The organism is Tardiphaga sp. 841_E9_N1_2, from assembly GCF_051811065.1.
Classification (GTDB): domain Bacteria; phylum Pseudomonadota; class Alphaproteobacteria; order Rhizobiales; family Xanthobacteraceae; genus Tardiphaga; species Tardiphaga robiniae.
Window position 1 is genome coordinate 5,157,029 of sequence record NZ_JBPWQC010000001.1, and the last position, 17,684, is coordinate 5,174,712.

Annotated in this window: 19 protein-coding genes; 12 read left to right on the top strand and 7 right to left on the bottom strand. The window is 60.7% G+C overall.

Translation table 11 applies throughout. The annotated features are described in order from the left end of the window. Window positions 1-46 precede the first annotated feature (46 nt). From AB8A50_RS24710 to AB8A50_RS24725, 4 genes are all read left to right on the top strand, one after another. Entirely contained in the window at window positions 47-670 is a 624-nt protein-coding gene (locus AB8A50_RS24710) for a TRAP transporter small permease (RefSeq protein WP_184513218.1), read from the top strand. 1 nt (window position 671) lies between these two features. Beyond that, window positions 672-1,937 (top strand): TRAP transporter large permease, encoded by a 1,266-nt coding sequence (locus AB8A50_RS24715; RefSeq protein WP_089262743.1) that lies wholly within the window; start codon window positions 672-674, stop codon window positions 1,935-1,937. A 28-nt stretch (window positions 1,938-1,965) separates the two neighbouring features. Continuing rightward, window positions 1,966-2,949: a TRAP transporter substrate-binding protein gene (locus AB8A50_RS24720; protein WP_175368604.1), complete on the top strand. Its 984-nt coding sequence runs from the start codon at window positions 1,966-1,968 to the stop codon at window positions 2,947-2,949. Between the two features lie 71 nt (window positions 2,950-3,020). Beyond that, the gene (locus tag AB8A50_RS24725) at window positions 3,021-3,947 is read left to right on the top strand and encodes a dihydrodipicolinate synthase family protein (RefSeq protein ID WP_439079214.1); all 927 of its coding nucleotides are present in this window, start codon (window positions 3,021-3,023) and stop codon (window positions 3,945-3,947) included. A gap of 78 nt (window positions 3,948-4,025) precedes the next feature. On the opposite strand, the gene AB8A50_RS24730 is transcribed toward AB8A50_RS24725, so the two are convergent. Next, window positions 4,026-4,175 carry a hypothetical protein gene (locus tag AB8A50_RS24730; RefSeq protein WP_175368528.1) on the bottom strand — a complete coding sequence of 50 codons (150 nt, stop codon included), beginning with the start codon at window positions 4,173-4,175 and terminating at the stop codon, window positions 4,026-4,028. A 42-nt stretch (window positions 4,176-4,217) separates the two neighbouring features. On the opposite strand from AB8A50_RS24730, the gene AB8A50_RS24735 reads away from it, so the two are divergent. Beyond that, a complete protein-coding gene (locus AB8A50_RS24735; protein WP_439079216.1) occupies window positions 4,218-4,586 on the top strand; it encodes a hypothetical protein in 369 nt (122 codons plus the stop codon). Window positions 4,587-4,623: 37 nt separating this feature from the next. Here AB8A50_RS24735 and AB8A50_RS24740 read toward each other — a convergent pair whose 3' ends face one another. Together AB8A50_RS24740 and AB8A50_RS24745 are read right to left on the bottom strand one after the other, a co-directional pair. After that, complete coding sequence (locus tag AB8A50_RS24740; protein WP_089262737.1) at window positions 4,624-4,878, bottom strand: hypothetical protein; 255 nt, start codon at window positions 4,876-4,878, stop codon at window positions 4,624-4,626. Further along, window positions 4,878-5,114: a hypothetical protein gene (locus AB8A50_RS24745; RefSeq protein ID WP_068732887.1), complete on the bottom strand. Its 237-nt coding sequence runs from the start codon at window positions 5,112-5,114 to the stop codon at window positions 4,878-4,880. Before AB8A50_RS24745 ends, AB8A50_RS24740 begins: the two co-directional genes overlap by 1 nt. A 219-nt stretch (window positions 5,115-5,333) precedes the next feature. On the opposite strand from AB8A50_RS24745, the gene AB8A50_RS24750 reads away from it, so the two are divergent. Continuing rightward, window positions 5,334-6,389, top strand: a complete 1,056-nt coding sequence (locus tag AB8A50_RS24750; RefSeq protein ID WP_439079217.1) for a HoxN/HupN/NixA family nickel/cobalt transporter — start codon at window positions 5,334-5,336, stop codon at window positions 6,387-6,389. A gap of 10 nt (window positions 6,390-6,399) precedes the next feature. On the opposite strand, the gene AB8A50_RS24755 is transcribed toward AB8A50_RS24750, so the two are convergent. Next, on the bottom strand, window positions 6,400-7,230 hold the full coding sequence (locus tag AB8A50_RS24755) for a class II aldolase/adducin family protein (protein WP_439079218.1): 831 nt from the start codon (window positions 7,228-7,230) through the stop codon (window positions 6,400-6,402). A 50-nt stretch (window positions 7,231-7,280) separates the two neighbouring features. Beyond that, on the bottom strand, window positions 7,281-8,321 hold the full coding sequence (locus AB8A50_RS24760; RefSeq protein ID WP_439079219.1) for an MBL fold metallo-hydrolase: 1,041 nt from the start codon (window positions 8,319-8,321) through the stop codon (window positions 7,281-7,283). Between the two features lie 143 nt (window positions 8,322-8,464). Here AB8A50_RS24760 and AB8A50_RS24765 point away from each other — a divergent pair, with 143 nt between their 5' ends. Together AB8A50_RS24765 and AB8A50_RS24770 are read left to right on the top strand one after the other, a co-directional pair. Continuing rightward, window positions 8,465-9,145, top strand: a complete 681-nt coding sequence (locus AB8A50_RS24765) for a DUF938 domain-containing protein (protein WP_439079220.1) — start codon at window positions 8,465-8,467, stop codon at window positions 9,143-9,145. Between the two features lie 114 nt (window positions 9,146-9,259). Then, on the top strand, window positions 9,260-10,498 hold the full coding sequence (locus AB8A50_RS24770) for an MFS transporter (RefSeq protein ID WP_439079221.1): 1,239 nt from the start codon (window positions 9,260-9,262) through the stop codon (window positions 10,496-10,498). Window positions 10,499-10,592: 94 nt separating this feature from the next. On the opposite strand, the gene AB8A50_RS24775 is transcribed toward AB8A50_RS24770, so the two are convergent. Both AB8A50_RS24775 and AB8A50_RS24780 read right to left on the bottom strand, forming a co-directional pair. Continuing rightward, on the bottom strand, window positions 10,593-11,810 hold the full coding sequence (locus AB8A50_RS24775; protein WP_439079222.1) for an LON peptidase substrate-binding domain-containing protein: 1,218 nt from the start codon (window positions 11,808-11,810) through the stop codon (window positions 10,593-10,595). 221 nt (window positions 11,811-12,031) lie between these two features. Then, entirely contained in the window at window positions 12,032-13,348 is a 1,317-nt protein-coding gene (locus AB8A50_RS24780; protein WP_089262725.1) for an ActS/PrrB/RegB family redox-sensitive histidine kinase, read from the bottom strand. Between the two features lie 109 nt (window positions 13,349-13,457). Here AB8A50_RS24780 and AB8A50_RS24785 point away from each other — a divergent pair, with 109 nt between their 5' ends. The 4 genes from AB8A50_RS24785 (at window position 13,458) to AB8A50_RS24800 (ending at window position 17,654) form a co-directional block, all read left to right on the top strand. Next, the gene (locus AB8A50_RS24785; protein WP_439057053.1) at window positions 13,458-14,252 is read left to right on the top strand and encodes an ABC transporter ATP-binding protein; all 795 of its coding nucleotides are present in this window, start codon (window positions 13,458-13,460) and stop codon (window positions 14,250-14,252) included. Continuing rightward, window positions 14,249-15,064, top strand: coding sequence for an ABC transporter permease (locus tag AB8A50_RS24790; RefSeq protein ID WP_120288282.1), 816 nt, complete (start codon window positions 14,249-14,251; stop codon window positions 15,062-15,064). Before AB8A50_RS24785 ends, AB8A50_RS24790 begins: the two co-directional genes overlap by 4 nt. 136 nt (window positions 15,065-15,200) lie before the next feature. Continuing rightward, complete coding sequence (locus AB8A50_RS24795; protein WP_089262721.1) at window positions 15,201-16,526, top strand: polyhydroxyalkanoate depolymerase; 1,326 nt, start codon at window positions 15,201-15,203, stop codon at window positions 16,524-16,526. A gap of 291 nt (window positions 16,527-16,817) precedes the next feature. Beyond that, window positions 16,818-17,654 carry a M48 family metallopeptidase gene (locus AB8A50_RS24800; RefSeq protein ID WP_089262719.1) on the top strand — a complete coding sequence of 279 codons (837 nt, stop codon included), beginning with the start codon at window positions 16,818-16,820 and terminating at the stop codon, window positions 17,652-17,654. The last annotated feature ends 30 nt before the right edge of the window (window positions 17,655-17,684 follow it).

The window sequence follows — 17,684 nt, forward strand, 5'->3', positions numbered from 1 at the left end:
ATACGATCCAGAAATCATATCACAATCGTGACAGCGGGGGCAGTTTATGAGTGACCAGACGATGTCGACGGCCCCGGCCATCGGGGCCCGCCGGGTCATCCTGGTGGCGTCCGCCGGGCTGCTGGCCTTCGAGCGGCTGGCTCTGATGGGCCTGATGTATCTGCTGACGGCGCTGATCCTGGTGAATGTCGTCACCCGCTATTCGCACTTCCCGATCTACTGGATCGATGAGTCGGCTGTGTATTCGGTGGTCTGGCTGACCTTCATCGGCGCCTCCGCTATGACTCGCCTGCGGCTCGACTTTGCGGTCACCATGATGACCGAGCGCCTGTCGGCCAGGAGCCAGCAGATCTTCAAGATTATCGCCACGAGCACGGTGATCGTGTTCGGTATCGGCCTGATCGTCACCTGCCTGCTGTGGATGGATCCGATAGGCCTGGCGCAGGCGGGCTTCGACGCGAAGAAGTTCGCCGGCCAGACCTTCAATTTCCTCTACACCGAACGTACCCAGACGCTGAACTGGCCGACCTGGGTCCTCTATCTGACACTGCCGATCTTTGCGGTGTCGATCACCATCCATGGCATCGCCAACCTGCTTGAGGATCTCGGCCTCGTCGCCAAGGTGCCGCCGAAAGGCTTCCAGCTCTCCGAACTCGACGGGGTGAACTAATATGATCACCTTCGCCGCATTCACGGTGATCATGCTGGTCGGCGTGCCGATCGGTCTTTGCCTTTGCCTCGCCGGCTTCGTTTACATCATGGCGTCCGGCAATCCGGTGCTGTTCCAGTCCTATCCGCTGCAACTGTTCGGCGGCGTCGACAGCTACGGTCTGATCGCGATCCCGCTGTTTATCCTGATCGGCGAGATTATGAATGGCGGCGGCATCACCAAGCGCATCGTCGACATGGCGATGGCCTTTGTCGGCTCACTGAAGGGCGGGCTGGCTTACGTCAACATTCTCGCCAACATGTTCATCTCTTCCATTCTCGGTTCGGCGACCGCGCAGGTTGCGATCATGGCGCAGATCATGGTCCCGGAAATGGAAAAGAAAGGCTACGACAAGACCTTCGCTGCCGGTCTCACCGCCTACGGCGGCATGCTCGGCCCGATCATTCCGCCGTCGGTAATGTTCGTGGTCTACAGCGTGCTGGCGCAGGTGTCGGTCAGCGACATGTTGATCGCGGGCATCATTCCCGGCGTTATCCTGACCGGCATGTTCTGTGTCGTCATCGCGCTGATGGGCTACATCTACAACTATCCGCGCGCTGAATATCAGACGCCAAAACAACGCGTGATGACCATCCTGCGCACCTCGCCGACCCTTTTGATTCCCATCGTCATCGTCGGCTCCATCCTCGGCGGTCTGGCGAACGCAACGGAATCGGCTGCCGTCGGCGCTGTCGCCGCTGCTGTTGTCGGCAAATACTGGACCAAGGAATTCGAGTGGTCGCAACTGCCGCAAATGATGCTGCGCTCGGGCATCTATTCGGCGATCGTGCTGTTTCTCGTTGCCGCTGCCGCCGTGTTTTCCTGGGTTCTGATCTTCGGCAAGGTGCCGCAGGAAACCGCGGCCTGGATCCAGACCGTTGCCAAGGATCCGATCAGCTTCATGCTGATCTGCAATGTCATCCTGCTGGTCATCGGTACGGTGATCGACGGCGTGCCCGGCCTGATCATGACCGTGCCGATCCTGCTGCCGGTGGCGACCGAGATCTACCACATCGACCCGCGTCACTTCGGCGTGGTCGTCGTGATCAATCTCGTGCTCGGATTGCTGTCGCCGCCGGTCGGACTCTGTTTCTTCGTCGCCGCCGCCGTCACAGGCGCCAAGCCCGGCAAGATGTTCATGGTGACGCTGCCGTTCTTCTTCATCTCCTGCATCCTGTTGGTGCTGCTCTCGCTCTATCCGTATCTGTCTCTCGCCCTCATCAAGTAAGCCCCATACTCATCAAGGAGCCTCCGTCATGACCATCTCACGTCGTCGCTTCCTCGCCGCATCGGCAGCTGCTTCGGTATTTGCGCCGTCGCTCGCATTGGCGCAGGCCAAGGAGCTGCGTCTCGGCCTGATCACGCCGAACGGCCATTCCTGGAACAAGGCTGCGCTGAAGCTCGCCGATCAGCTCAAGGAAGAGACCAAGGGCCGTCTCACCATGACGGTGTTTCACTCCGGCCAGCTCGGCAACGAAGCAGCGATGATGCAGCAGTTGCAGACCGGCGCGCTCGATATGGGCTTCATCCAGGCTGCCGAACTCGGTTCGCGCGTGCCGCATATCGCGGCGATCAACGCGCCCTATATCGTGCGCTCCACGCCAGCCGTGGCGAAATTCGTGCGTCATCCGGCGGCCGTCAAACTGTTCGACGTGCTTCCTGCGGAAACCGGCACCATTGGCCTCGGCTGGGGCATCACCGGCATGCGCGCGGTCTTCGCGGTCAGGGATCTCAACACGCTCGCTGACATCAAGGGCATGAAGCTGCGTATCAATCCGACGCCGGTCTATCGCGACTTCTACTCATCGCTCGGCGCCGCACCGACGCCGATTCCGACGCCGCAGGTGTTCGACGCCATGTCGAACGGCCAGGTCGATGGTCTTGAAGCCGATCTGGAATTCTCCTGGAACCAGCGCTTCGACAAGGTGTCGAAGTCGATCCTGCAGATGAATGCCGTCTTCATGCCGATGGCCGCGGTCGTGTCCGGCCGCGTCTGGCAGTCGCTGCCCGCCGCCGACAGGGAACTGATCACCAAGGCTGTCAAATCGACGCTCGATGCGCAGATCGACGAATTGGCCGCTGGTGAGCCGGCGCTGATCGAGAACTTCAAGGGCACGTCGGTGCCCGTGCGTCAGGTGGCCGTCAAGGATACCGAAGCCGTCATTGCCGAATTCGACAAGATCTGGCTGCCGAAAGCGCCTGTGCTTGCCGAGCTGCGCAAGGTCGGCGCGACGATCTGATCCTCTAATTCTCGCCCATCATCCTCATCAGCCGGCGCGCTATGCGCGCCGGCATCACACGGAGTTTTGCCATGAGTCCCCGCATTTCCTGGGAAGGCGTCTTCCCGGCTGTCACCACGCAATTCCATGACGATCTGTCGCTCGACATCGACGCCACCGCGAAGGTCATGGACGGCCTGATCCGTGACGGTGTGTCCGGCCTGATCATCTGCGGCTCAGTCGGCGAGAACACCTCGCTCGAGCGCAAGGAAAAGATCGCGATCATGGAAGCGGCCAAGTCGGTCGCGAAGGGCCGCGTGCCCGTGCTCTGCGGTGTCGCCGAATTCACCACGCCCTTTGCCGTGGATACCGCCAAGGAAGCCGCGCGCGTCGGCATCGATGGCATCATGGTGATGCCCGCTTTGGTCTATTCGTCCAAGCCGCACGAGACTGCCGCGCACTTCCGTTCGGTCGCCACCGCCACCGATCTGCCGGTGATGCTCTATAACAACCCGCCGATCTACAAGAACGATGTCACCCCCGACATTCTCGCCACGCTGGCCGATGTCGACACGGTCGTCTGCTTCAAGGATTCGTCAGGTGATACACGCCGCTTCATCGACACGCGCAATATGGTCGGCGACCGCTTCGTGTTGTTCGCCGGCCTCGACGACGTGATCGTTGAGAGCGTGGCGATGGGCGCAGTCGGCTGGGTGTCCGGCATGTCCAATGCGTTCCCGCGCGAGGGCGAGACGCTGTTCCGTCTGGCCAAGGCCGGACGACTCCAAGAGGCGATGGCGATCTATGAGTGGTTCATGCCGCTGCTGCATCTCGATGCGCGCCCGGATCTCGTCCAGTGCATCAAGCTGTGCGAAAACATCATGGGCCGCGGTACCGCACTGACCCGGCCGCCACGTCTGGCGCTGCTGCCGCATGAAAAGGCGGAAGTGGAGGGGATGATGACCAAGGCGCTGCGTCACCGTCCGATGCTGCCGGATGTCGGCCTCAAGGCAGCTTAATGACTCGTCGCTATCTGAAATTTATCGGCGCGTCAGTCGTGGCGCGCCGATGTCTTATGTAGCGATGCCTTCGCACAGCTAGATATCTTCGTCGTCGCGATCGCGTTTCGGTGTGGCGATATCGCCGTCTTCGTCGTCGTCGTCAGGCCGCGGCGGCGTGGGGACGGGTTTTTGCTTGTCGTCCTTGGCCGGTTTGTCGTCGCGGGCTCCGCCCACTCGTCCGCTCATCATTTTCCCCGCCGGATTGCTTGTGTTGACCTCATTCTGACCGTGATTGAAGCAGATATTGCCGTAATCCCGCAATTGCCCTGTGTTTTTCCGCATGACCGTGTAAACGGGGGGCGAATCCTGCCCGCTTTGAAATCGGGCGAATCCTGTTCTGGAGTGACGATGAAAAAACCGAAGTTAGAGCTCGACGAACCGCAGGCGCGCAAATTCATTCGCGCCGACAGGGCGCCGACCGAAGGTTATTCACTGGTGGTGGATGGCCATTTCAAATCCCATCACGATACGGTCGAAGCCGCGGAAGAAGCCGGCATGAAGCTGAAGAACCAGTTTCAGATGCTTCAGATTCAGGTCTACGATTCTGCGACCAAGACCCGTACCATGATCGAATGGCCTGCGCCGAGCGCGGCCTGAGATAGATCAGACCCTGCGAAAGCAGGTCCTGCGATAGTCAGGTCCTGCGGCCGCCGCTGCGCTGATCGGCGAGCCACGCTGCCAAGGCCTGTGCTTTTTCCGCCGATTTGCTTGACGATGTCTTGCTCGAAGACGTCTTGCCCGATTTCGTTGCGGTCTTCTTCTTGGCCGGCGCGGGGGGCGATACCGCTTCACGGGCAAGGCGCATGGCCTTCAGTCGGGCCATGTTGTCGAGTACCGCTTTGGCCGCGGCGTCGCGTTCGGATTTCGTCGCTTTGTCGTCAGTTGGCATCAGCTCGTTTTCTTTTTTCTGGTAGCTTTCGGTTTGGGTTCGGGCGGGTTGGCCAGTTCTTCGGCTTCCCTGGCAAGGCGAAGCGCGCGTAGTTCCTCGGTCCGCTTGCGGATGGCGACATCGGCGGCCGCAATGTCGGCCATCGCCTTCACGCCTTCGGCTTCCTGCGCCGCCTTGCGGGCGAGCCGGATTTCCTTCAGTTCTGCGGGTGTCTTCTGTTCCTGTTCGGTGTCCATCAACGCCTCGGGTTAGGCCGCGCGATCGGCGCGCAGCGAACTCTGTGTCATTCTTATCACGTAGATATAGGAAGCGGCACCCCTGCTGCCACCTAACTGGCCGCTGCAGTTAATCGCTTTGTGCCGGAAATGCGGCGAATTCGACGCGAATGAGGCCAGGTTGCGTCCGTCAGGCCTTCCTGAGACAATCCGGTGGTAATCCGGACTGCAAGAATCTCCATGATCCGCACACTGTTCAACGATGGCGCCGACAACCTGCGCGGCCGCATCGTCGCCATCTACACCATTCTGATCCCGGCCAATGTGCTGGCCTGGATATGGGCCCTGATCGCCTTCCGCGACCAGCCGGTTCTGCTGGGCACCGCGCTGCTCGCCTACACCTTCGGCCTGCGCCACGCCGTTGACGCCGACCACATTGCAGCCATCGATAATGTGACGCGCAAGCTCATGCAGTCCGGCAAGCGGCCGCTGTCCGTGGGCCTGTTTTTCTCGCTCGGTCACTCCACGGTGGTCGTCGTGGCATCCATCTTCGTGGCGCTGGCAGTGTCAGCGCTGCAGGAGAAATTCGCGGACTTCAAGGAAATCGGCGGCCTGATCGGCACGAGCGTCTCGGCTTTCTTCCTGCTGATCGTGGCAGTGGCCAATATCTTCATTCTCGTATCGGTGTATCGGCTGTTCAAGGCAGTGAAGCGCGGTGAGCGATTCATCGATGAAGATCTCAATGTTTTGCTTTCGCAGCGCGGCGTCATCGGCCGCATGCTGCGTTCGGTCTTCGCCGTGATCTCGAAGAGCTGGCACATGTATCCGCTCGGCATCCTGTTCGGCCTCGGCTTCGACACCGCGACCGAAATCGCGCTGCTGGGTATCTCCGCCTCGCAAAGCGCCGATGGCATGTCGATGTGGTCGATTCTCGTGTTTCCCGCACTGTTCACGGCGGGAATGTCGCTGGTCGATGCAACGGACTCGGTCTTGATGGTGCGCGCCTATGGCTGGGCTTTCGTGAAGCCGATCCGCAAGCTGTATTACAACATGATCATCACGCTGGTGTCGGTGATCGTGGCGCTGGTGATCGGCGGCGTCGAGGCGCTCGGCCTGATTGGCCGCAAGCTCGATCTGTCAGGTAGCTTCTGGGACGGCATCGAAGCGCTGAACGAGAATTTCGGCGCGCTCGGCTATCTCATCATCGCGATTTTCATCCTGAGCTGGATGATCTCGGTGATCGTCTATCGCGTCAAAGGCTATGACGACATCGAGGTACGGGTTCACGAGGCCTGATGCGGCGTCGCTATTTGGGTGCCATCTTTTCCAGCGCGGCGCGCTTCCACAGATCCCAGGCCCGGCCATGGATCTGGTCGATCACAGCCAGCGTTTTCTGGCTTTCCTCGCCCAGCAAATAGCTCACCGATCCGCCGAGCGCGAGCGCCTGTGACTGCAACTGTGCATTCACGTTGCTGTAATGAGCGCGAAATACCGCCATTGGAATGGTGGCTGCCACGACGACACTGCCATGGCCTCGCATCAGCGCGACGCTGCGGTCGCCGAGCGTACTGGCCAGCGCCTTGCCCAGTTGCGTGTTGCTGACCAGCATGTTGCTCATGCCGGCGCTATCGCGGATCTCGAACACCGGCACGTCGGGAAACAGGAAGGCGCCGAGGTGGAACACCGGCCGTAACGGCGTGCTGCTGACGCTGAAGGGGATGATCCCCGGCGAATGTGTATGGACGATGGCTTTGACGTCGGGCCGGGCCTTGTAGATTTCGCCGTGGATGAAGCGTTCGAGGAAACTGGCGCGTCCCTTCGCATCGACCGGATTGGAGTCTAGGTCGTATTCCATGATGTCGTCGGCCGTTACCAGCGCCGGAGCCACGGAGCGCCCCATCAGGTAGCGATTGGGGTCGGTCGGGTGGCGCATGCTGACATGGCCGAATCCGTCGATGACATTGAGGTCGGTGAGGACGCGGTTCGCCACCACGAGGTCCTGCATCAACGCTGGGTCGACGGTGCCGGCAGATGTTGGCGCAGGGGTCTGTGCTGCGGTTTGTGCGGAGGCCGGTTGTAGGGAGAGTGCGAACACCATTGCCAGCAGCATTGGCGCAGCCGATCGTGTCGACGCCATTGTAGTCCCCCCCCTGTCGAGTGGCGGGTTGGTCCGCCTTGCTCGCTATATCATGCGGCCAGCACCGGGCCGCCAGCTTTCTTCCACGCATCGATGCCGCCGTCCAGATGCGCGGCATTGTCGATCCCTGCGTCCTTCGCGGCAGTGACGGCCATGGCCGAGCGTTCGCCGAAGGCGCAGAAGAACACGATGCGGCGCTTGGTGGCAGTGGCGACCTCGCGCAACATGCCGCCGGGCTGGAGGCTGTCCGATATCGACGGGTAGGGCGCATGCAGCGCACCGGCGAGCACGCCGTGCTTGGCGCGCTCGCCGCTCTCGCGCAGGTCAACCAGCAGGATGGCGGGATCGCCGAGATGGGCAATGGCCTCCCGCGGAGACAGCGCCAGGCCTTGCTTCTTCAGCGCGTCCGGCTTCAGCCCGACCTTCATATTGGCCGGGATCACCACATCCATCAGTTTCGGATTTGGCAGATTAAGTTTGCCCATCAGCTCGATGTAGTCCTCGACGGACTTCACCTGCAGCCGTGGATTATAGCGCTTCTCTTCGCCGATGGTGCTGACAGTGTCGCCCTTGTAGTCGTGCGCCGGGAACACCATCGTCTCGTCGGGCAGCTTGAGCAAGCGGTTGAACAGTGAATCATATTGCGCCCGCGCGCTGCCGTTCTGGAAATCGGTGCGGCCGGTGCCGCGGATTAGCAGCGTGTCGCCGGTGAAGACGCGGTCGCCCATCAGATAGCTGTAGGAGTCATCGGTGTGGCCAGGCGTATACATCACATCGAGCTCGACGCCCTCGATCGTCACCTTGTCGCCGTCGCTGACGCGCATGGCAACGACGTCCGCCTTGCTCTGGTCGCCCATGATGGTGACGCAGTGGGTGCGGTCGCGCAGTTCGGCGAGGCCGGTGACGTGGTCCGCATGAAGATGCGTATCGACCGCCTTCACGAGCTTCAGGTCGAGCTCGTGCAGCAATTGGCAGTAGCGATCGACCTTTTCCAGGACAGGATCGAGGATCAGCGCCTCGCCGCCGTGGCGGCTGGCAAGCAGATAGCTATACGTGCCGGACACACTGTCGAACAGCTGACGGAAGATCATGGGTGTACCAATTCTGCGGTCGATCCTTCTTCAGATCGGGTATTCATCAGAATAATAGCCCAATTACCGGTGTTTGGACGACCTCTTTCTTCTCTTGTTCGTGAACGCAACTTCGGGATACTGCCCGCAGCAGTGAGGGCCTGATGGCGGAATATGTGGTTGAGTTCGGTCGGGATGGCCGGCGCGTGGAAGATGATGGCCGGCTCGATGCCGCAGCTTTCCATCGCAACCACGAGGCGATCTGGCGGGTTCTTGCGACTTTCCTGCAGCAGGCTTGCGGCGATGTTGTGGAAGTCGGCAGCGGCACCGGCCAGCATGTCATTCACTTCGCTGGACAAACGCCCGACATTACCTGGTGGCCGAGCGACCTCAACGATGCCCATCTCAAAAGCATTGCCGCCTGGCGCGCCCATGCCCAATTGACGAATGTCAGACCGCCGCTGCGGATCGATCTGACCGATCCGGCATGGTGCCCGGAGATGGAGAACGGCAACGGCCCGGATGCTCTGCTCGCGGTGTTCTGCGCCAATGTCGTCCACATTGCGCCATGGCCCGTCGCCGAAGGTTTGATCGCGGGCGCCGCAAAATATCTGCGGCCGGACGGGCGTCTCTTTATCTATGGCCCGTTCAAGCGCGGCGGCAAACATACGGCCGTGAGCAATGCCGTGTTCGATACCAGCCTGCGCGACGGTAATCCTGACTGGGGCGTGCGCGATGTCGAGGATCTGGAGCACGTCGCGCAGGGCGTCGGCCTTCGGCTGGCTGAGATCATCGAGATGCCCGCCAACAATCTGATCCTTGTATTTGCCCGGTTGCCCGGATGATCAGCGCATGGTGCATGCGCGCTGGCGTGTGTTGATCTGCCGCAGGGCGGTCGTCATAGTCGTGGCGAATAAAGACCCCGGGACGAACCGGGCCACATCCGGGCGGATTTCCCCATGATCGACGCGGCTACCCCAGAGATTCACGATGACGCGCGCGCACGTTCCAACGTGATGCGGCTGGCTGCGGCGCAGGCGCTTGGCGGTGCCAATTCGGCTGTCATCTTCGCCACCGGTGCCATCGTTGGTGCAACGCTGGCGCCGAGCGTCTCGCTCGCGACGGTGCCGATTTCAGTCTATGTCGTCGGACTTGCCTGCGGGACGCTGCCGGTCGGCATGATCTCCCGAGCCTATGGCCGCCGCGTCGCCTTCATCATCGGCAGTGGCGCCGGTGCGATCTGCGGCCTGCTCGGCGCCATCGCGATCCTGAAAGCGTCATTCGCGCTGTTCTGCTGCGCGACATTCTTTGGCGGCTTCTACGGCGCGGTCGCGCAGTCCTATCGCTTCGCCGCCGCCGATGGCGCCAGCCCGTCCTATCGCCCGAAAGCCGTCTCCTGGGTGATGGCTGGTGGCGTATTCGCCGGCGTGCTTGGCCCGCAGCTCGTGCAATGGACCATGGATATCTGGTCGCCCTATCTGTTTGCCGCGAGCTTCGCGGCGCAGGCGGTCGTTGCCTTGATCGCGATGGCCTTGCTCTCCACGGTGGATGCGCCGAAGCCTGCGCCCGCGGACATGCATGGTGGCAGGCCGCTGCTCGAGATCGTGCGGCAGCCGCGCTTCGTCGCGGCTGCGATTTGCGGCGTGGTATCGTATTCGATGATGAATCTCGTGATGACCTCGGCGCCGCTGGCGATGAAGCTCTGCGGGCTTACGCTGAGCGATTCCAATTTTGGCCTGCAGTGGCACATCGTGGCGATGTATGGGCCGAGCTTCTTCACGGGATCGCTGATCGCACGCTTTGGCGCGTCGAAGGTCGTGGCCGCAGGTCTGGCGCTCGAGGCGATCGCCGCGGTGATCGGTATCGCCGGCATCAGCGCGATGCATTTCTGGGTCTGTCTCGTCGTGCTCGGCCTCGGCTGGAATTTCGGCTTCATCGGCGCTTCCGCGCTGGTGCTGGAGACCCATCGGCCGCAGGAGCGCAACAAGGTGCAGGCCTTCAACGACTTCCTGGTGTTCGGCCTGATGGCGGTAGGCTCGTTCTCGTCCGGCCAGTTGCTCGCGAATTACGGCTGGTCGACAGTCAATGCTGTGGTTTTCCCGCCGGTCGTTCTCGGGCTCGTGGCGCTGGTCATGGCCGGTTTCATCAAGCGCCGCGCGGTGCAGCAGGCTGCGGCGTTTCCCGATCCGGCGGTCTGACCAAGGCGCATCGCACACTTGCCGGCCGGGCGATCACCATCGCCCAAGCCGGCACTTGTGAACGACACTCTGAGACGTCCGGACGTCGTCAGGCCTATCCTGTGTTTCCAGTGATCGAGGCAGTAACCAATTTCTGGGTGATGCCTTGTCCGCTCAGCAGGCGGACAGCCGGACTTCTTGTTTCGGGAAAGATGGCCAGCAGGGTGTTTGACCCTTTCACTTCAGACCAGCCAAGCTCCTGCGCGTGAATCGCAGCACGCTGAGACACACGCACAAATGCTGCCGTCGGCTGGCCATTCCTGCCGGTCTCGATCATCAGGTTTTTCAGTTCCTTATCGAGGTAGCGGATCAGGTCGGCTTTCAACGTGCCGAAATCGGCATTGCAATCCCGCAGCACCGCGGCGGCATCGGTGTCATCGACCAGTGCAAGTAACAGGTGCTCCAAGGTTGCATATTGATGGCCTCTCTGGTCGGCATATTCGATAGCGCGTCGCCGTGTTGCATGCAGCGCGGGCGAAAGCGGCAGCGTCGACAGGTCGATAAGGGCATCGGCGCTTTTCAGCCTCTTCACTGGATCGAGGGTCGCCAGCAGATTCTGCTTTTCGCTGATCGGCAGGACGATATGCGAGGCGATGACGTCGGCAACCCGTCCGGGGTCGAGGGTTCTCTCCAGCGGCGGCCAAATCGGTGGCACGCGCATGTCGTGAGCCGAAATGTAGCTCTCGAACCGTTTGACTGCCTGCTGGATCAGTTCCGGTTCATCAGGAATCGGACCCTCACTCACGCCTGTAACGTCGGCTCTATACGAGCCGGTCTCGCCTACGAAGCGCTGAATCACGACGCGTTGACGTCCCTGTGCCAGAACCCTGAGCGTGCCGTCATCAAGCCTTTGAATTTCAAGCAACTGGGCGAGAACGCCAATGTCGTAGATGTCCTCGAAGCCAGGTTCGCCGACAGTTTCGTTCTTTTGAATAGCAAGCACGACCTCCCGCTGCCGCGCGAAGGCATCTTTCAGAGCGAGTATTGTTTTCTCCCGTCCGACAAAAAGCGGGTAGGTCGTTGTCGGGAATGGAACGAGATCTCTCAGAGGAATGGCCGGGTAGCTTGATATTCCGGTTTGAAGTTTGATAGTCGGCACTTCTGGCGAAGTTCGACCGATCTGCAGCATCGCAGACAAGGTATTCCAGTCAGCGACACCCAATATTCTCGATATCAGCTCCAGGCTTTCGCTGTGACTGATCGTGACGGCTTTGGTGGTGAGGTTTTCGCGCAGGGTCTGCGCCATAGCCTTTGCATCGCGAAAATCGCGCATCTGTTTCGTCCTTTGCGTGAGCGAACCAGGGGGCATCAGGTGGTTGCGTTGCTGACCCGGTCGCTCGGACAAAGGGTGTCGGCAAAGGAAGTGATACGTTCACCGTCCCGTTCAGGGCGCAACCGGCAGGTCGTATCAACCGAGATAAAATTGGCTCAAAGGCGTCTAGCTGTCAATGAGGTGCAACTGTCGGCTGCGTTCACGCGACAGTGAGACCTGTATCAGTCGACATCGGCCAATTGGTCCGCAGTCTCGAACGCGTCGCGTGGCCATGAGATTTGCACCACCGCGCCGTGATCGGGAAAGACACGATTGCTGAACGTTACCCTGGCGCCGGTACGCTCCAGCAGCGTACGCGCGATGAACACGCCGAGGCCGAGGCCGCGATGTTCGCCCTCCTCGGCGGGGCGCCGGCGTGACAGATAGGGCTCGCCGATCCGCTTCAGCAGGTCCGGCGGAATGCCCGGGCCATCGTCCGAGATCGAGATCACGATACTTTCCGCATTCCACCAGGCGTTCACTTCGACCTGCTCCCGCGCGAAATCGACCGCATTCTCCAGAATGTTGCCGACGCCGTAGAGGATCGCCGGATTGCGCATGCCGGCCGGCTCTGGGGCGTTGGCGACGGCGATACGTATCTTGATGGCAATGCCGAAATCGCGATGCGGTGCCACGGCTTCCTCGATCAGCTGCGAGAGCGGCATGCGGTCGAATGGCGCGCCGCTCGAATTCAGCTGCGTGATCTTGGACAGAATCTCGCGGCAGCGCTGCGCCTGTTCGCGGACGGTCTTCAGGTCGTCGGCAAGTTCCGGATTGTTGTGGATGTTCTTCTCGAGCTCCCGGGAGATCAGGAAGATGGTCGAGAGCGGCGTTCCCAATTCATGCGCGGCAGCGGCGGCGAGACCGTCGATCTGGGTCAAATGCTGCTCGCGCGTCAGCACCAGTTCGGTGGCGGCGAGTGCGTCCGAAAGCTTGCGGGCTTCCTCGGTGACCTGAAACGCATAGAGGCTGGTCACGCCGATGGCGGTCAGGATCGAGAACCAGACACCGAGCAGATAGATCTGTGGCAGCACCAGCGGTTCTGCGGAATCCCACGGTAGCGGCAGATGAAAGAAGGCCAGCACGGTGGCAGAGGCTGCGGCGAGAACGCCGAGCGCGATGGTGAAACGCGTCGGCAATGCCGTCGCCGAGATCAGCACCGGGGCCAGAAACAGGAACGAGAACGGATTTTGCAATCCGCCGGTGCAGTAGAGCAGTCCTGCGAGCTCGATGATATTGAGGGCGAGCAGGGCCGCAGCGAAGAGCGGTTCCAGCCGGTGGACCGGATTGAACAGCGTCTGCAGCACGAGATTGAGGGTCGCCGACAGGCCGATGATCGTCACGCAGGGAATGATGGCGACGTCGTATTCGAGCCCCTGCACCACGACGAAGATCGCCGCCAACTGGCCGAGCGCAGCGAGCCAGCGCAAACGCAGGATCGTGTCGAGGCGAACATAACGGCGCGGCTGGCGAAAGTCGGAGGCGGAAATATCGGTCATATCAGGACATTAGACGCCCCGGGCGATGACCACAAACCCATGCGGGCTGCGGCCACTTGAAGCGCCCAAGCTTGCCTTCGCCGCCACAATGCCGCATGGAACGGCAGCAATGACGATTGAAGACACCAAGTCAGGTCATGCGGCGACGGTTGATCGCAATGCTGCGGCGGCGATCGACGTCGCTCATCTCGTCAAATTCTACAAGACCAACTGCGCCGTGGATGACATCTCGTTCAAGATCGCGCGCGGCAGCATCACCGGTCTCCTGGGCGGCAATGGCGCGGGCAAGACCACCACCATTGCCATGATCATGGGGCTGACGCTGCCGACCTCGGGAAAGGTCTCGGTGCTCGGCTGCGCGATGCCGGCGCAATCAGCCGAAGTACTCGGTCGGATGAATTTTGAAAGCCCTTACGTCGATATGCCGATGCGGCTCACGGTCCGGCAAAACCTCACCGTGTTCGGAAAGCTCTATGCCGTGCCGGACCTCAAGGGCCGCATCGCGCAACTGGCTGAAGACCTCGATCTCAAGGATTTTCTCGACCGCGCCAGCGGCAAGCTCTCTGCAGGCCAGAAAACGCGCGTCGCGCTGGCCAAGGCGTTGATCAATGCGCCGGAGCTGTTGTTGCTCGATGAGCCGACGGCCTCGCTCGACCCGGATACCGCGGACTGGATCAGACGACATATCGAGACCTATCGCAGGAGCAACAACGCCACGATCCTCTTGGCCTCGCACAACATGCTGGAAGTCGAGCGGCTATGCGACCGCGTCATCATCATGAAGAAGGGCCGCATCGAGGACGACGACAGTCCAGAGCAGATATTGCTGCGCTATAACCGCACGACTCTGGAAGAGGTATTTCTCGACGTCGCGCGCGGTCGCGACCGGGAGCAGGCGCCATGAGCCTGGTAGAGCGGTCACACGGCATCGCCATGCATCGCATCAATGCGATGGTGCTGCGCTACTGGTATCTGTTGGTGTCGTCGTGGCCGCGCATGCTGGAACTGGTCTATTGGCCGGCGCTGCAGATCATCACCTGGGGCTTCCTGCAGAATTACATCTCGCAGAATGCCGGGTTCTTCGCCCAGGCCGGCGGCACGCTGATCGGCGCAGTGATCCTGTGGGACATCCTGTTTCGCGGCCAGCTTGGTTTCTCCATCTCCTTCCTCGAGGAAATGTGGGCGCGCAATCTCGGTAACCTGATGATGAGCCCGCTGAAGCCGATCGAGTTTCTGATCTCGCTGATGATCATGAGCCTGATCCGCCTCGCCATCGGCATCATCCCGATGGTGATTCTCGCAATGTTCTTCAAATTCAACCTGTTCGCGCTCGGCCTGCCGCTGATCGCGTTCTTCTGCAACCTGATCTTCACCAGTTGGTCGCTCGGTATCTTTGTGTCGGGTCTGGTGCTGCGCAACGGCCTCGGCGCCGAGAGCATTGTCTGGACGCTGATGTTCGGGCTGATGCCGCTGGCCTGCGTCTACTATCCAGTCTCGGTGCTGCCGACGTGGCTGCAATATGTCGCCTGGGCCTTGCCACCGACCTATGTGTTCGAGGGCATGCGGGCGCTGCTGTTCGATCACACCTTCCGCGCCGACCTGATGTTGACTGCGCTGGCCATCAACGTCGTGCTGTTTATTGTTTCATTCGCGATATTTCTTGGGCTTTTGAACAGCGCCAGGCGCGCCGGAACGCTGATCTCCGGCGGCGAATAAGACCATTTATCAAGGGATAACCGCCGTTTTTACCGCCGATGGCCTGAAAGCCATGCTTGCGGCGCATTGACGCTTTCTTACGCAGACACCAGTATATACTGCAGCGCAAAAGCAGACGCTCAACGAGTGAGGACAGATGCCGATAGGTGAATTTGGCAGGCCGCCAGCCCTGCCGTCCGAGACGAGCCCGGCTCTGACCACCCCGATGTACTGGATGTATGAGATGGCCTACGCGTCGCTCAATCCGGCGCGCGCGATGACAGACGCTACCAGGATGCTGTTTCAGAATCCGCTGAATCCGTTCTCGCAGACTGAGTTCGGCAAGTCGGTGACGGCGGGCTGCGAATTGTTCGAACGCACCACGCGCCGCTACGGCAAGCCGGAATGGGGCCTGCACGATACCGACGTGAATGGTGTGCGGACGCCGATCGAAATCCGTTCGGTGTGGGAAAAGCCGTTCTGCCGTCTTCTCTATTTCGATCGCAAACATCCGCGTCCGCTGCGCGCACCGCAGCCGCGCGTGTTAATCGTAGCGCCGATGTCCGGCCATTATGCGACATTGCTGCGTGGTACCGTCGAGGCCTTCCTGCCGACCCATGAGGTCTACATCACCGACTGGTCGGATGCGCGTCAGGTACCTCTGGCCGCGGGCCGCTTCGATCTCGAAGACTACATCGACTATGTGATCGAGATGTTCCACGTGCTCGGCGGCAATGTCCATGTTCTCGCCGTCTGTCAGCCCGCCGTGCCGGTGCTTGCTGCGGTGTCGGTGATGGAAGCCGAGAACGATCCCTATGTGCCCCTGTCGATGACGCTGATGGGCGGCCCGATCGATACGCGCCGCAATCCGACCGCTGTGAACAATCTCGCTGCCGAAAAGGGCATGGATTGGTTCCGCAACAACGTGATCACCAAGGTGCCGTTTCCGCATCCAGGTATCATGCGCGACGTCTATCCAGGCTTTTTGCAGCTCAGCGGCTTCATCAGCATGAATCGCGACCGCCACGTGGAAGCACACAAGAAGCTGTTCGAGAACCTGGTGAAAGGCGATGGCGATCTCGTGGACAAGCATCGCGAGTTCTACGACGAATATCTGGCGGTGATGGATCTGACTGCAGAGTATTACCTGCAGACCGTCGATACGGTGTTCGTCAAACATGCGCTACCGAAGGGCGAGATGACCCATCGCGGCAAGCCTGTTGATCCGTCGAAGGTCGTCAACGTTGCGCTGATGACCGTCGAAGGCGAGAACGACGATATTTCCGGCCTCGGTCAGACCGAAGCGACGCATATGTTGTGCAGTTCGATCCCCGATGAGCGTCGTGTGCATTACGTTCAGAAGGGCGTTGGACACTACGGCGTGTTCAATGGATCGCGATTCAAATCTGAAATCGTGCCGCGCGTGTCTGACTTCATGCTGAGCGCAGCAAGCGCGCGCCATCGCGCCGCTGCTGCTGAGTGATTCAACACGCGCACATGCGGTGACGATGCATCGTCATCGCATGTGCGCGATCACCATCGATGAATCGAAAACAACATCGTTGAAATGCGCGATCATCGCCTGTGAGTTGCGATGGCGCGCTTTCTAAGCCCTTGAAAATAGGCATGGAAACCGGATTTTCCGCCTATTTCTAGCAGCGGTGCGCGATTCACTCTTAGATTCCGAAATTCAACGTTTTTTTGAATCCAGATTCCTGTTCCGGACCCCATCCGGTAGGGGACAAATCGCCTTTTGACCCCGTATATTGGGCAAATGATTTGTTTTTGCGCCGAGCAATTCCCGTGGCGGCGGTTATGGCAGAATCCGGTCGATCTACTGACGACCGGGACTACTGACATGGCCTTCCGCGCACTTCTCTACCGCCGCCCCACCGAACCAGACACGCTTGCCGTCAAACACGGCTCCCAGATCTTCGCCATACGCCTGCGCAGGCACCGCCGTGCGACGCGTTACACGCTGCGCATTCATCCGAGCGAGCGCGAAGCCATCTTGACCATGCCGCCGCGTGGGTCATTGGCCGATGCAAAGGACTTTGCACAACGTCATGGCGCCTGGATCGCCGCGCGTCTTGGCCGTTTGCCGAAGGCAGCACCATTCGAACATGGCACAACGGTTCCGCTGCGGGGAACTCCGCACAGGATCGTGCACCGTGCGGGGCGGGGGACGGTATGGACCGAGACCCGCGACAACGGCGAGAAGATCATCTGCGTCGCCGGCGATGTCGAGCATATCGACCGACGTATCCACGATTTCCTCAAGCGCGAAGCCAAGGCCGATCTCGTCAAGGCATCGAACCGCTATGCGGCGCAGCTGAACGTCAAGGTGAAGCGGATCTCGATCCGCGATCAGTCGAGCCGCTGGGGGTCCTGCACCACCGAGGGATCGCTGTCGTTCTCATGGCGTCTGATCCTGGCGCCGCCCTTCGTGCTGGATTATCTCGCCGCCCATGAAGTCGGGCATCTCGTCGAGATGAACCACTCGGTGAAGTTCTGGCGCGTGGTCGGGCGTATCTGCCCCGCAACCGAACGCGCCAAGGCCTGGCTCGATACCCATGGCAACGACCTGCATCGTTTCGGCGTGCAGGATTGAGCTCTTGGTCCCGGCCGCGGTGCTGTGCAT